Source organism: Pseudomonas sp. DWP2-2, from assembly GCF_049897065.1.
GTDB lineage: Bacteria > Pseudomonadota > Gammaproteobacteria > Pseudomonadales > Pseudomonadaceae > Aquipseudomonas > Aquipseudomonas paracarnis.
In genome coordinates, this window is sequence record NZ_JAFCVN010000003.1 from 575,130 (window position 1) to 589,330 (window position 14,201).

A 14,201-nucleotide genomic window follows, 5' to 3' on the forward strand; every position below is an offset into this window, starting at 1 on the left:
CCGATTCAGGCAAGCGCTCATTCTAGCGCCGACGACCGCTGATGCGTACCCAGCCATCACGGTTGGCGATCGGGTCCAGCTCGAAGTCTTTGGCGTAGGCCGCAGCCACGTCTTCACCTTGCTCGGCGAGGATGCCCGACAGCGCCAGGCGCCCGCCCGGCTTGACCAGGCTCGACAGTTGCGGCGCCAGCGACACCAGTGGCCCGGCGAGGATATTGGCCACCAGCACATCGGCCTGAACCTGGGGCAGGTCCTCAGGCAGGTAGAGTGGGAATTTGCCTTCGGCAATGTTGTTGCGCCCGGCGTTATCGCGGGAGGCTTCCAGGGCCTGCACGTCGATATCGGTGCCCACGGCCTCCTTGGCACCCAACAGCAGGGCGGCGATGGCCAGGATCCCCGAGCCGCAACCGAAGTCCAGCACGTTGCTATCGGTCAGGTCCTGGCCGTCCAGCCATTCCAGGCACAGGGCGGTGGTCGGGTGCGTGCCGGTACCGAACGCAAGACCCGGGTCCAGCAGCAGGTTGACGGCGTCTGGCTCGGGCGCGGCGTGCCAGCTTGGCACGATCCACAGGCGCTGGCCGAAACGCATGGGCTGGAAGTTGTCCATCCAGCTGCGTTCCCAGTCCTGGTCTTCGATGACTTCGCTGTGATGCTCGGGCAGCGGGCCGCCGGTGAGCAGTTCCATATGGGCCAGCACGGCGGCGGCGTCGGTGCCGTCCTCGAACAGGGCCAGCAAGTGGGTGTGGGACCACAGCGGCGTGGTGTTGAGTTCCGGCTCGAAAATCGGCTGGTCTTCGGCGTCCATGAAGGTCACCGACACGGCGCCCACTTCGAGGAACGCGTCTTCGTAGGTTTCGGCTTGTTCTGGGCTGATGGCGAGACGGACTTGCAGCCAAGGCATGGCGGGCACCTTTGAAAAAAATGAATGTGCGGCGGGCAGGCCGCGAAAGCGCGCAAGTTTACGCGAGAGCAAGCCAGAAGACGACTGCGCCGACGATCGCTCCCACGCTCGGCGTGGGAATGCCGCCTCGGACGCTCCGCGTCCCGTTGTTAAGGCGTGGTGCGGAGCGCCACAAGAGGCGTTCCCACGCGTGGGAACGATCAGGGGGCGGTGGCCCATAAACAACAAAACCGCCCGAAGGCGGTTTTGTTGGGTGGAGCACTTACTGGTTGGCCAGCTTGTGTTCCAGGTAGTGAATGTTCACACCACCTTCGCAGAAGCCTTCATCACGAACCAGATCCCGATGCAGCGGGATGTTGGTCTTGATGCCGTCGACCACGATTTCGTCCAGGGCGTTGCGCATACGGGCCATGGCCTCGTCGCGAGTGGCGCCCCAGGTGATCAGCTTGCCGATCAGCGAGTCGTAGTTGGACGGAACCTTGTAGCCGCTGTACAGGTGCGAATCCACACGTACGCCGTTGCCGCCGGGCGCGTGGAAATGCTTGACCAGGCCAGGGCTTGGGATAAAGGTTTTCGGGTCTTCGGCGTTGATGCGGCACTCCAGGGAGTGGCCGTGCATCTTCACGTCGTCCTGGGTGAAGGACAGCACGTTACCGGCTGCGATGCTCAGCATCTCCTTGACGATGTCGATACCGGTGACCATCTCCGATACCGGGTGCTCTACCTGCACACGAGTGTTCATCTCGATGAAGTAGAAGCGGCCGTTTTCGTAGAGGAACTCGAAGGTACCGGCGCCACGGTAGTTGATGTCGATGCACGCCTTGACGCAACGCGCCAGTACTTCCTGGCGGGCTTTCTCGTCCAGGCCCGGTGCCGGGGCTTCTTCCAATACCTTCTGGTGGCGACGTTGCAGCGAGCAATCGCGATCACCCAGGTGGATGGCGTGGCCCTGGCCGTCGGACAGTACCTGGACCTCCACGTGACGTGGGTTGGTCAGGTACTTCTCCAGGTAGACCATCGGGTTGCCGAACCAGGCGCCCGCTTCGGAGCGGGTCTGCTTGGCGGCTTCGATCAGGTCTTCTTCCTTGTGCACCACGCGCATGCCGCGACCACCACCGCCACCGGCGGCCTTGATGATCACCGGGTAGCCGACTTCGCGACCAATGCGCAGAGCGGTTTCCTCGTCTTCAGGCAGTGGGCCGTCGGAGCCTGGAACGGTGGGCACACCGGCCGCGATCATGGCGTCCTTGGCCGAGACCTTGTCGCCCATCAGGCGAATGGTTTCGGCTTTCGGGCCGATGAAGGCAAACCCGGATTTTTCCACTTGTTCGGCGAAGTCGGCGTTTTCCGCGAGGAAGCCGTAGCCCGGGTGGATGCCATCGGCGCCGGTCACTTCTGCCGCGGCGATGATATTCGAGACTTTCAGGTACGAGTTCGTGGCCAGTGGCGGGCCGATGCAGATGCTTTCGTCCGCCAGTTTCACGTGCATCAATTCGGTATCGGCCGTCGAGTAAACAGCGACGGTCTTGATGCCCTCTTCCTTACAGGCGCGCAGGATACGCAGCGCGATCTCGCCGCGGTTGGCGATCAGGACTTTTTGCAGTTTCTTCGCAGGTTTCAACATCGAAGGCGCTCCGCGGTTCAAACGATGGTGAACAGCGGCTGGTCGTACTCAACCGGCTGACCGTTTTCTACCAGGATGGATTCAATGACGCCGGCTTTTTCCGCGGTGATGTGGTTCATCATTTTCATCGCTTCAACGATGCAGATGGTGTCGCCCACTTTCACGGCCTTGCCCACTTCAACGAAGGCTGGCGAGGTCGGTGCCGGGGTGCGGTAGAAAGTACCGACCATTGGCGACTTGACCACGAAGCCGTTCAGCGCAGGAGCGGCTGGGGCGGCAGGTGCAGCGGCGGCGGCAGGTGCGGCAGCCGGAGCTGCGGCGGCTGGAGCCGGTGCTTGCATCTGTGGCGCGTAGAACTGTTGGGCCGGGGTCTTGCTGTGACGGCTGATCCGTACGGACTCTTCGCCTTCCTTGATTTCCAGCTCGTCGATACCGGATTCTTCCAGCAGTTCGATCAGTTTCTTAACTTTACGGATATCCATGAATCATCAACTCCCAAGGGTCGGTCAGGGGCGTTTAGCCTGTTCTTCAATGTGTTCCAGGGCGGCCTCCAGGGCCAGTCGGTAACCGCTGGCGCCAAGGCCGCAGATCACTCCTACCGCTACGTCGGAGAAGTAAGAGTGATGGCGGAAAGCTTCGCGTTTGTGCACGTTCGATAAATGCACTTCGATGAATGGGATGCTCACCGCCAGCAGCGCGTCACGTAATGCAACGCTTGTGTGCGTAAAAGCGGCGGGATTGATCAGAATAAAGTCCACGCCTTCGCCGCGCGCGGCATGGATGCGATCAATCAATTCATACTCGGCATTGCTTTGCAGGTAGAGCAAATGGTGGCCGGCTTCACGGGCCCGCTTTTCCAGGTCGAGGTTGATCTGGTCCAGGGTCACTGCCCCGTAGACGCCCGGTTCGCGGGTGCCAAGCAGGTTCAGGTTGGGGCCGTGAAGAACCAGTAAGGTCGCCATTGGCTGTTCCTTGTTATTGGTGTGGGTGCGTCAGAACCCGGCGACTATGCCGCAAAGCCTTTGTGACTGTCCAGTTCTATGCAGTAGCCGGCACGATTAGCGAGGATTGCGCAAAATTTGTGACTGGGAGACGGCATTTGGTCAGTGTGGGAGCTGATCGCACCCACGCTCCGCGTGGGCACGCATCCAGTGACGCTCTGCGTCACGGCTTTAAAGCGGGACGCGGAGCGTCTGGGGCGACATTCCCACGCGGAGCGTGGGAACGATCAGCCACATTGCGGTCTTCATAGAGGGCCGGATCGGGTTAGACGCGGAAGGCTTGCACGGCGGTAGTCAGTTGCCCACCCAGTACCAGCAGGTGCTCGCCCTGGCTACGGCCCTGGCCAATACGCAGCAAATTATCCTCACCCAATTGATGAATCCGCTCACTGTTGTCGCGTATCTCGCTCACGGCGCCACTCTGCTGCGCGGTCACATCGGCAATGCGTACGGCGGTATCCGAGATGGTCTGGATCGCCCCGACGATTTCATCCAGCGCGCCATCCGCCGCCTGGGCCTGCTGGGCGGTGGCTTCGGCGTGTTCGACCTGGGCGCGCATGCCTTCTACCGACTGGTGCGCGGCGCTTTGCAGGCCGGCGATCAGGCCCTGGATTTCGGCGGTGGCGCCGGCAGTACGCTGGGCCAGGGAGCGCACTTCGTCGGCTACCACGGCGAAACCACGTCCGGCTTCACCGGCGCGGGCGGCTTCGATAGCGGCGTTGAGCGCCAGCAGGTTGGTCTGGTCGGCAATCGAGCGAATCACCGTGAGCACGCCGCCGATGGTGGCGGACTCTTCGGCAAGTTTCTCGATCATCTGCGCGTTTTGCTGCACTTCGCCTACCAGCGCATGCAGCCCGGTGAGGCTCAGGCCGATAACGCGCTGGCCTTGCTCCACGGCTTGGCCTGCACTGCGACTGGCCCCGGCGGCCTGGCTGGCATCCCCGGCGACTTGCTGGATGGTGGCTTCCAGCTCGCCCAGGGAATCACGGATTTGCGCGGTGTCGCCGGCCTGGCGCTCGGCTCCGTCGTGCAGGCCGCTGCTCAGTTCGGCCAGGGCGCGGCTGCTGCCTGCCACTTCTTCGGCATTGCCACGGATGGTGCCGACCAGATCCACCAGGTAGGCGCGCAGGCGGTTAAGGGAGGCCTCGATATCGTGCAGTTCACGGTTGGTCTTGCCCAGGGCAATCGGTTGGCTGAAGTCGCCTTCGGCCCAGGTCGACAAGGCGGGTGCCAGGTTGGTCAGCACGCGCGCCAGGCGGCGTTGCAGGGTATCGATCAGCAATGCGATCAGCAGGATCAGACCAATCATCACCCCCTGCATCACACGCACTTCACCCTGAATCTTCGCGTGTTGCGCGCGCACCACGGGTTCCAGGCCGGCGATGGCCTGTTGTACGTTGGTGATTTTAAGGTGGGTGCTGGCGGCGAGATCGGCGCGTTGCTGGATCTGTTCACGGGTGCGTTGGAGTTCGGCGGGGTAGCGGGTCAACAGGCTGTTGAGTTCGCGCTTGAGGTCGACGCCGGTGTCCTGGGCTTCGGTTTTTTCGGTATTTTCCAGGCCCATCAACGCGGAAAAATCATCGGTGTGGGATTCAGCGCTGGCCTTTATTCCCAATAAGGGCAGCTGCGCAAGCAGGTCGGCCTGAGTGCGCAGGTTGGTCACTTCCCGCTCGACATCCGCGGCCAACTCGGCGCGCCCGCTGCTGACTAGCTTGTCGCGGGCCAGGGACAGTTTGCCCAGGTGCTGTGAGGCTGCGAGCAATGGCGACATATAATGCGCAGCCTCCGCGGAATTGACACCGCTGGCGTACTGGCTCAATTGTTCCAGGTTCGCGCCCAGTTCACGCTCGGCTTGCAGCAACAGGGCTTGCGGGTCGCCAGCCAATTTACCGGCGGCCAACAGGTCGGTCTTGCTGAAAGTCTCCAGGTCCATGAGGCTGGGGCGCAGGTTTTGCGCCAAGTCGGGCGGCAGTTCGCCCAGCTGAAGCTGCAGGCTTTCCAGGCTCTGGGTTGCACTGCTCAGGCGCAGGGCATCGCCGCTGGCTAAGTAGTCCTCGATGTTACGGGCAGCCTGGTTTTGAAAGGCCTGGGACAACCCGAGGTAGCGCTCCATCAACAAGTACGGACGCTCCAGCGCCCGTTGCGACCACCACAGTGTCGCCCCGAGGGCCAGGCACACAGCCACCAGCAGAAGGGTATTGAGATTGGTCAGCAGCTTCAGGCGCATGCGGGGTTTCAACCGACGGCAAGAGATAAGCGCCTGAATTTATTGCGTTTGTATTACAGCGTTATGACCGAATCGGTGGATTCTGGTGAAAAGATGGCACTTTGCTTTGATGTGCGAGCTGCTTGCACGCGATTACGTCCGGCGTCCTTGGCGCGGTACAGCGCTTCGTCAGCCTGGGCGGCCATCATCAAGCTGTCGGAACCGTCGCACAGCTCCACCAGGCCGGCGCTGAAGGTGCACCACAAATCCTGCGGTTGGGCGGGGTAGTGGATTTCTGCAAAGCGCCGACGAATGTCGTCCAGCACCTTGCAGGCCGATTCCAGGTCGGTGTCGGGCATCACGATGGCGAACTCTTCACCGCCGTAGCGGCCGATGTAATCGGTCTTGCGCAAACGCTGCTTGAGAAACAGTGCCAGGCTCTTGATCACCCGGTCGCCCATGGGGTGGCCGTGGCTGTCATTGACGCGCTTGAAGTGGTCGATATCGAGCATGGCAAAGCTCAACGGCTTGTTCTCGCGGCGTGCGCGGAAGCTGCAATCTTCGAGCAGTTGCAGGATATGCGTGTGGTTGTACAGCCCGGTCAGGCTGTCGCGCACCATCCGTGCCTTCAAGTTGCGCGCACGTGACGCACGGTTGCGCACAGTGGTGATCAGGTGACGCGGCTTGATCGGTTTGGTGAGGAAATCGTCACCGCCCTCGCTCATCGCATCCAGCTGTTTATCCAGGTCGTCCTCGGCCGACAGGTAAATGATCGGCACACTGACGTAGCGGTCGTTGTGGCGAATCACCTTGGCCAGTTCGGTGCCGGTACAGGCAGGCATGTACATGTCGAGGATGATCAGGTCGGGCTGGAAATCCGCCAGCTCGGCCATGGCCTGGATCGGTTCGGTCAATGTGCGAGTGACAATGCCGGCACTGTTGAGCAGGCGTTCGGTGTGCAGCGCCTGGGCCCGCGAGTCGTCGATGATCAGCACTTTGTACGGTTCGTACTGGGCCGCGCAGGTTAGCACTTCGATCTTTTCCAGCAGGCTTGAGGCCTCCAGGGTGCCGGTCAGGAACTCTTCGCCGCCGGCGCGTACGGCGGCCAGGCGTGTCGGGGTGTCGGTTTCGTGCAGGCTGAAAAACAACAGCGGCAGCTTTTGCTCCAGGCCCTCCTGGGCCTCTGCCGCGAGCTTCAGGCCCAGGCCCGTGCCGCAGAAGTCCACGTCCATCACGATCGCTGACGGCAAACGCTCGGCCATGGACGCGCGAAAGGCGGCGACGCTGTCCAGGGCGTGGGCGCCCATGCCGAAGAACTCCAACTGCTTGGCCAGGCGTTCGGCGCGGTCATGGTCGGCCAGCATCACATAGATCGGCTTGCGCATCGGCGGCAGGAAGGTTTGCTCCAGCTGATCGCCCTGGCGCAGGCCGGTGCGGGACAGGCGTTGCATCAAGCGGTTGAGCTCGGTGATCAGTTGGCTGCTCAGACGGCCACGGTTCTCGTCCACAGCCTGCAAGGATTGACTGATATGCCGTGCCAGTTGTGTGTGTTCGGGCTGTTCGAAGCGTTCGGCGAAGCGTTGCAGGCGCAGGTTGGCTTCGCTGAGTTCGGAAAAGTCGGCGTTCGACCACTCGCTGCGTTGCAGGCGCTGCCAGATCTCAAGAATTTGACGTGCCTGATGAATTACCCGCTGGGCAAAGTGCTGCTTGAGACGCTCGCGGCTGGGGTCTTCTGACTCGGTCATATCCTGACTACTGTGAGGGTGCATGCTGAGGTCGACTGATGGCTCTATGCTAGCACCTCTTTTCTGATAGATGAGTGTCATACGTCAATTAAGTCTGCGTGCCTGCCATTCAGTTATTGACCAGTGGGTCGCGCAGCGTAAATCGCGTGCATCCTTTATAGTCCAAGCGCGCTGGTGCGCCACTTTCGTGTAAAAGCCCCGCACCGATGGGCACGATGGGGTAGGGTTGTGGTCGGAATGTCTGAACGCACCCGGACAATTGACGTGCATGAACTCAAGTGATTGAAAGGATATCGCCATGCTGGACTGGAAAAACCGCGAAGGCAGTGCCAAAGGCCCCGCCCCTGAGCCCAAGTCGGCCAACCGCAGCTATTTTCGCAACCTGCTGATGAGCCGGGCGTTGCTCAGCATCATCGGCTTGTACCTGCTGGTCACCGGTGGCCTGGGTTGGTACTGGAGCCAAGAGCCGGCGCTGTTTCCGGTGCAGCAAAATGCCCAGCTTGCCGCCGAGAAGGAAGGCAAGCAGATGGTGGTGGGTTACACCACCGTCGAAACCCTCAAGACCGTGGTTGGCACCTTGCTGAACAAGCCAGGCGGCTACATCTCCAACGACCGTTTCCCGCCAGGCTTGTGGATGGACAACATGCCGAGCTGGGAATACGGCGTGCTGGTGCAGGTGCGTGACCTCACCCGTGCCCTGCGTAAAGACTTCGCCCGCTCCCAGTCGCAGTCGGCTGAAGACGCTGACTTGGCCAAGGCCGAGCCGCGCTTCAACTTCGACAACAAGAGTTGGGTGCTGCCATCCAGTGAGTCGGAATACCAGGAAGGCATCAATTCCCTGAGCCGCTACGAAGCGCGCCTGTCTGACCCGAACCAGCGCGGCGCGCTGTTTTATGCGCGTGCCGACAACCTCAACAACTGGCTGGGCGATGTGGCCACACGTTTGGGCTCGCTGTCCCAGCGTCTGTCCGCCAGCGTGGGCCGGGTCAAGTTGAACACTGCGCTGAAAACCGAGGCGCTGGCGCCGGGTGAAGTGCCGCAGGTCGATGAAGAAGTGGTGGAAACCCCATGGATGCAGATCGACAACGTGTTCTACGAAGCGCGCGGCCAGGCATGGGCGCTGTCCCATCTGCTGCGTGCCATCGAAGTCGATTTTGCCGACGTACTGGCCAAGAAAAATGCCACCGTCAGCGTGCGCCAGATCATTCGGGAGCTAGAGGCCTCGCAAGAACCGGTATGGAGTCCTATGATTCTTAACGGCAGTGGCTTCGGCGTACTGGCGAACCATTCGCTGGTGATGGCCAACTATATTTCCCGGGCAAACGCTGCAGTGATCGACTTGCGTCAGCTCCTCAACCAGGGTTGATGATGGACGCTACTCAAAAGGAGGCCGCACACCGAGCAGCCTCCGACGCTGAACTGATCTGCTGGGTCGACGAGCAGGACCACCTGCTCGGTCACCTGGTCAGGTCCGACCTGCGCCAGCGCGGCTTGATCGGCCGTTGCACGTTTATCTTCCTGTTCAATTCCAAAGGCGAGCTGTGTGTGCACCGGCGCACGCTGAGCAAAGCCCTGTACCCGGGGTTCTGGGATACGGCGGCGGGCGGGATGGTGGCGGCGGGAGAAAGCTATGCCCTGTCGGCACAGCGGGAATTGGCGGAAGAGCTGGGCGTGAGTGGCGTGGAGTTGGTCGAGCACGATCATTTTTACTTTGAAGATGGCGACAGCCGCCTGTGGTGTACGTCCTACTCTGCTGTATGGGACGGCCCACTGTGTTTGCAGCCTGAAGAGGTCATGGAAGCGCGTTTTCTATCCATTGAAACGGTGCTTGCAGAGGCCGAGCAAAAGTCTTATTGCCCGGACGCCCAAGAGGGCTTGCGGCGGTATCTCGCCTCACGTCGCTAAAGTTGTATAAATTGGCGCCATTTGGCTCTTAGCAACTTGGCTTTTTGCCGTTACACTGCGCGCCTTTTCACCCGAACCGCTATTGTTTCACCCTGTAGGAGCGAGCTTGCTCGCGAAAAACGCCAAGACACCGCGTGCTGGCTGAATGCCCGCGTTATCGTTGACGATCTTCGCGAGCAAGCTCGCTCCTACAATGGTGGTGGCCTTGACGGTTCGGTAGCGCTGCCCCTGCCTGAGTGGGGCTTCGCGGTCGGTCACCGCCTTGTGCGGCGCCGATCAGTCTTCATCCTCCCAAGAGGATTGCCGGTGGCCAAAAAAGCCGCATCCTTCGCCGCCCTTGGTGGCCTGGTATTTTCCACCGACGCAGGTCGACACTGCCCGGACTGTCGTCAGCCCGTGGATTCGTGCACCTGCAAACAGACCCTGATCCCCGAAGGCGACGGTATTGCCCGCGTGCGTCGCGAGAGCAAAGGCCGTGGCGGCAAGACGGTGACCACTATCACCGGCGTGCCCCTGGCTGAAGAAGCCCTGAAGGAATTGGCCACCTCGCTGAAAAAGCGCTGTGGCACCGGTGGCGCGTTGAAAGACGGGGTTATCGAGATTCAGGGCGATCACGTCGAGTTGCTGTTGGCCGAGCTGATCAAGCTCGGGTACAAGGCCAAGAAGTCCGGCGGCTGAAAGCCTCTTCCCAACCTGTGGCTAAACTCTGTCCTGCCAGTGGGGTCTACTTCCCTTGCAGGCAAATCGTCATTTTCATTCTTTAGACTGCGCCAGCCTCCGCGAGAGGTGGCGCCTTCGCCTTCATTAATAGGGGACTTCGATGTCCGTACGACGCACACGCAAAGACGATGGCAGCCAATGGACAGTTGCGGACAGCCGCAGTGTTTACGGGATTCGCCATTGGGGGGCCGGGTATTTCGCGATCAATGAAGCCGGTCGCGTAGAAGTCCGTCCGAACGGCCCGAACAGCACGCCCGTCGACCTGTACGAGCAAGTCGATGAGTTGCGCAAAAGCGGCCTGTCGTTGCCGCTGCTGGTGCGCTTCCCCGATATCCTGCAAGACCGCGTGCGCCAATTGACCGGTGCCTTCGATGCCAACATCGAGCGCCTGGAATACCAGAGCAAGTACACCGCGCTGTACCCGATCAAGGTGAACCAGCAGGAAGCGGTGATCGAGAACATCATTGCCACCCAGAACGTTTCCATCGGCCTGGAAGCCGGCTCCAAGCCTGAGCTGCTGGCCGTGCTGGCCCTGGCGCCGAAGGGCGGCACCATCGTCTGCAACGGTTATAAAGACCGTGAGTTCATCCGCCTGGCGCTGATGGGCCAGAAGCTCGGCCACAACGTGTTCATCGTGATCGAGAAAGAGTCCGAGGTGGGGCTGGTGATCGAAGAGGCGGCGAGCCTCAAGGTCAAGCCGCAGGTGGGCCTGCGTGTGCGTCTGTCGTCCCTGGCATCGAGCAAGTGGGCGGACACCGGTGGCGAGAAATCCAAATTCGGTCTGTCGGCAGCCCAGTTGCTGTCAGTGGTCGAGCGCTTCCGCGCAGCCGGCCTGGACCAGGGCATCCGCCTGCTGCACTTCCATATGGGCTCGCAGATTGCCAACCTGGCCGACTACCAGCACGGGTTCAAGGAAGCCATTCGTTACTACGGCGAACTGCGCAACCTCGGCCTGCCGGTGGACCACATCGACGTCGGCGGTGGCCTGGGCGTGGACTACGACGGCACGCACTCGCGCAACGCCAGTTCGATCAACTACGACATGGACGACTACGCCGGCGTGGTAGTGGGCATGCTCAAGGAATTCTGCGACGCGCAGAGCCTGCCGCACCCGAACATCTTCTCCGAAAGCGGCCGCTCCCTGACCGCTCACCACGCCATGCTGGTGGTGCAGGTGACGGACGTCGAGAAGCACAACGACGAAATCCCGACCATCGAAAACAAGGAAAGCCTGCCGGAAACCGTGCAATGGCTGGTGGACCTGCTGGGCCCGACCGACATCGAGATGGTCACCGAAACCTACTGGCGCGCCACCCACTACATGAGCGACGTGGCCACCCAGTACGCCGATGGCAAGCTGACCCTGGCCGAAAAAGCCCTGGCCGAACAGTGCTACTTCGCGGTGTGCCGTCGCCTGCACAACTCGTTGAAAGCCCGCCAGCGCTCGCACCGCCAGGTGTTGGACGAACTCAACGACAAGCTGGCCGACAAATACATCTGCAACTTCTCGGTATTCCAGAGCTTGCCGGATACGTGGGCCATCGGCCAGGTCTTGCCGATCCTGCCGCTGCACCGCCTCGACGAAGAGCCGCTGCGCCGCGCCGTGCTGCAAGACCTGACCTGCGACTCCGACGGCAAGATCAAGCAATACGTCGACGAGCAGAGCATCGAAACCAGCCTGCCGGTTCACGGCTTGAACGAAGGCGAGGACTACCTGCTGGGTATCTTCCTGGTCGGCGCCTATCAGGAAATCCTGGGCGACATGCACAACCTGTTCGGTGACACCGACTCGGTGAACATCTACCAGCGTGAAGACGGTTCGGTGTACAGCGCCGGGATCGAGACTCACGACACCATCGAAGACATGCTGCGCTATGTGCACTTGTCGCCGGAAGAGTTGATGACGCACTACCGCGACAAGTGCGCGAGCGCGAAGATCTCGGCGTCCGAGCGTACCCAGTTCCTGGATGCGTTGCGTCTTGGGTTGACTCGTTCTTCTTACTTGTCTTCTTGAGTCGTGCGGCCTCACCGGAACTGAGCGAGTGTTCGTTTAGTTCCTGTGAGGCCGGCCGCATTGGCACGACGTTGATCAAGTCACCTTACGAGCAAGCATTGCGTCACTGGGCATTTGCTCTCTGAGTGAACGTTGAGGGCTATCTGCGTTATTGTGCCCTGACTGTTGAGGCGCGACAGGAGCACCTCTTTTCCATCGATTGTCAGGTCCTTTGATTCGCCTTTGGTGATTCTGTGCTGTTCAGTCCCATGTATCACCACGAGTGTGTACTCACCGGCCATTTGGTTCTCCACCCGCAGTGTCCCGGTCGGCTGCGCTGTTGAGTTCGATGGCGCCGTGCAGCCTGCGGTATTCAGCGTGGCGATTACCCAAAGGGTGACGATGCCTGTTTGTCGTTTGATATTCATAGCGATTTTCCTTGGCGTAAGCAGGGGAGGTTGCCCACCGCTATTCAACGCTTGAAAAATCGGCTTGTAACCTGTCAGAAGTAACAGGTAGGGGCTCGTGTCAGCGGGTATCGCTTAGCCAGCGATTCTGCGTGCTCAGCCACCAGGCAATCGCCCCCAGGATCAAGCTGCGTACCGCCATGAATAGCAAAAAAGTTATCCACAGTCCGTGGTTGCCCAAGCCCTGCAAGGCCCAGGCAATCGGCAGTACCAGCATCACCGTCAGCAACATCCCATCGCGCATTTCCCGCGCCCGCGTTGCACCGATAAACAGCCCATCGAGCAAATAACTCCACACCGCAATCAACGGCAATACCGCGAGGTAGGGCAGGTAGATAGCGGCGGTTTCGCGCACGCTGGGGATATCGGTTTGCATGGCGATGAACAGATGGCCGCCGAAGGTGAACAGCAGGGCGAAACCCACGCTGGCGATCAGCGACCAACCACAGGCAACCACCAATGACTGCCGTAACGCTTGCCGGTCACGTGCGCCGATGGCGTGGCCGCACAGAGCCTCGACCGCGTGAGCCAGGCCATCCAGGGCATGTGCCGTCAGTAACAGCCCATTGAGCAGCAAGGCATTGGCTGCAACTGTGGCATCTCCCAGCCTTGCGCCTTGCACCGTGATCATGAAAAACACCGACTGCAACGCCAGGCTGCGGATAAAAATGTCGCGGTTGACCGCCAGCAACGGGCGCCAGCTTTGCCACAATTTCAAGGCGGCCCAAGCGATATGCCCAGGATAGGCGCGCAGGGCTTTTTGCGTAAGCGCCAGGCCGAGCAGGGCGCCGGTCCACTCTGCGATCACCGAGGCTCGGGCGGAGCCGACCACGCCCCAGTCCAGCCCGAGGACGAACCATAGGTTAAGCGCGATGTTGACCAGGTTGGTGGTCAGCAAAATCGCCAATGGCGCTCGTGCATTCTGGGTGCCGAGGAACCAGCCGACCAGTGCATAACTGGCGAGAGCGGCGGGCAGGCCGAACAGGCGGGTGTGGAAAAACTCGCGGGTAAGTTGGTTCAGTTCGGGCGAGGGCTGCATCCATTCCAGGGCCAGATGGCTCAGGGGAATGCCCACGGTACCCAGTAACATCGCCAGCCCCAGCGCCAACAGCAAGCCTTGCAACAGGATTTGCCGCAACGCTGCACCATCGTTACGCCCGGCGGCCTGGGCGGCGAACCCGGTGGAGCCCATGCGCAGGAAACCCATGGCCCAGGCGAGGAAGGTATACAGGCTGGCGCCGACAGCCACGGCACCCAGTTGGTGGGCGTGGGGCAGGTGGCCGATGACCATGCTGTCCACCAGAGCCACCAAGGGCACCGAGATATTCGACAGGATCATCGGCGCGGCCAGGGCCCAGACGCGGCGATGGGTGGGGCGGTGGCGCCAGTCGGTCAGCAGGGCGGTCATGAAGGCTCCTTGGTAGAGCGGCATTGTAACCGTCAACCCGCCACACAGCAGAACCAATGTGGGAGCTGGCTTGCCTGCGATAGCAGTGGGTCAGCCAGTGAAGATATCGGCTGAAAGACCGCTATCGCAGGCAAGCCAGCTCCCACCGTTTGATCTCCAGTGGCTGTGGGATTTGGCTTGGCTTCATGCCCACCTAGAACCAACCGCCCCTCCGTCGGTCAATGTGACCGG

11 protein-coding genes and 1 pseudogene are annotated in these 14,201 nt (G+C 61.1%); 4 read left to right on the forward strand and 8 right to left on the reverse strand.

The window, feature by feature from the left end; translation table 11 throughout:
- Positions 1 to 22: 22 nt before the first annotated feature.
- From prmA to ACP7CZ_RS10015, 6 genes and pseudogenes are all read right to left on the reverse strand, one after another.
- Positions 23 to 901, reverse strand: a complete 879-nt coding sequence (gene prmA, locus ACP7CZ_RS09990) for a 50S ribosomal protein L11 methyltransferase (protein ID WP_034134793.1) — start codon at positions 899 to 901, stop codon at positions 23 to 25.
- A 262-nt stretch (positions 902 to 1,163) separates the two neighbouring features.
- A complete protein-coding gene (gene accC / locus ACP7CZ_RS09995; RefSeq protein ID WP_003188188.1) occupies positions 1,164 to 2,525 on the reverse strand; it encodes an acetyl-CoA carboxylase biotin carboxylase subunit in 1,362 nt (453 codons plus the stop codon).
- A gap of 17 nt (positions 2,526 to 2,542) precedes the next feature.
- Entirely contained in the window at positions 2,543 to 3,007 is a 465-nt protein-coding gene (gene accB / locus ACP7CZ_RS10000) for an acetyl-CoA carboxylase biotin carboxyl carrier protein (RefSeq protein ID WP_054918788.1), read from the reverse strand.
- 24 nt (positions 3,008 to 3,031) lie between these two features.
- Positions 3,032 to 3,487 (reverse strand): type II 3-dehydroquinate dehydratase, encoded by a 456-nt coding sequence (aroQ, locus tag ACP7CZ_RS10005; protein WP_003188192.1) that lies wholly within the window; start codon positions 3,485 to 3,487, stop codon positions 3,032 to 3,034.
- 304 nt (positions 3,488 to 3,791) lie between these two features.
- Positions 3,792 to 4,307, reverse strand: a pseudogene (locus ACP7CZ_RS10010) (methyl-accepting chemotaxis protein); the annotation flags it as partial.
- A 1,499-nt stretch (positions 4,308 to 5,806) separates the two neighbouring features.
- A complete protein-coding gene (locus ACP7CZ_RS10015) occupies positions 5,807 to 7,477 on the reverse strand; it encodes a response regulator (RefSeq protein ID WP_034126420.1) in 1,671 nt (556 codons plus the stop codon).
- 298 nt (positions 7,478 to 7,775) lie between these two features.
- Between ACP7CZ_RS10015 and ACP7CZ_RS10020 the strand changes: the two genes are divergently transcribed.
- The 4 genes from ACP7CZ_RS10020 to speA all read left to right on the forward strand — a co-directional run bounded on the left by ACP7CZ_RS10020 (position 7,776) and on the right by speA (position 12,116).
- On the forward strand, positions 7,776 to 8,843 hold the full coding sequence (locus tag ACP7CZ_RS10020; protein WP_003188197.1) for a DUF2333 family protein: 1,068 nt from the start codon (positions 7,776 to 7,778) through the stop codon (positions 8,841 to 8,843).
- 2 nt (positions 8,844 to 8,845) lie between these two features.
- Complete coding sequence (locus ACP7CZ_RS10025) at positions 8,846 to 9,382, forward strand: NUDIX hydrolase (RefSeq protein ID WP_034126422.1); 537 nt, start codon at positions 8,846 to 8,848, stop codon at positions 9,380 to 9,382.
- 306 nt (positions 9,383 to 9,688) lie between these two features.
- Positions 9,689 to 10,060: a translation initiation factor Sui1 gene (locus ACP7CZ_RS10030; RefSeq protein ID WP_003188201.1), complete on the forward strand. Its 372-nt coding sequence runs from the start codon at positions 9,689 to 9,691 to the stop codon at positions 10,058 to 10,060.
- Between the two features lie 142 nt (positions 10,061 to 10,202).
- Positions 10,203 to 12,116 carry an arginine decarboxylase gene (gene speA, locus ACP7CZ_RS10035; RefSeq protein WP_034126423.1) on the forward strand — a complete coding sequence of 638 codons (1,914 nt, stop codon included), beginning with the start codon at positions 10,203 to 10,205 and terminating at the stop codon, positions 12,114 to 12,116.
- 80 nt (positions 12,117 to 12,196) lie between these two features.
- On the opposite strand, the gene ACP7CZ_RS10040 is transcribed toward speA, so the two are convergent.
- Both ACP7CZ_RS10040 and ACP7CZ_RS10045 read right to left on the reverse strand, forming a co-directional pair.
- Positions 12,197 to 12,523, reverse strand: coding sequence for a hypothetical protein (locus tag ACP7CZ_RS10040; RefSeq protein WP_294166966.1), 327 nt, complete (start codon positions 12,521 to 12,523; stop codon positions 12,197 to 12,199).
- A gap of 100 nt (positions 12,524 to 12,623) precedes the next feature.
- Entirely contained in the window at positions 12,624 to 13,970 is a 1,347-nt protein-coding gene (locus ACP7CZ_RS10045; RefSeq protein WP_294166968.1) for an MATE family efflux transporter, read from the reverse strand.
- Positions 13,971 to 14,201: the final 231 nt, after the last annotated feature.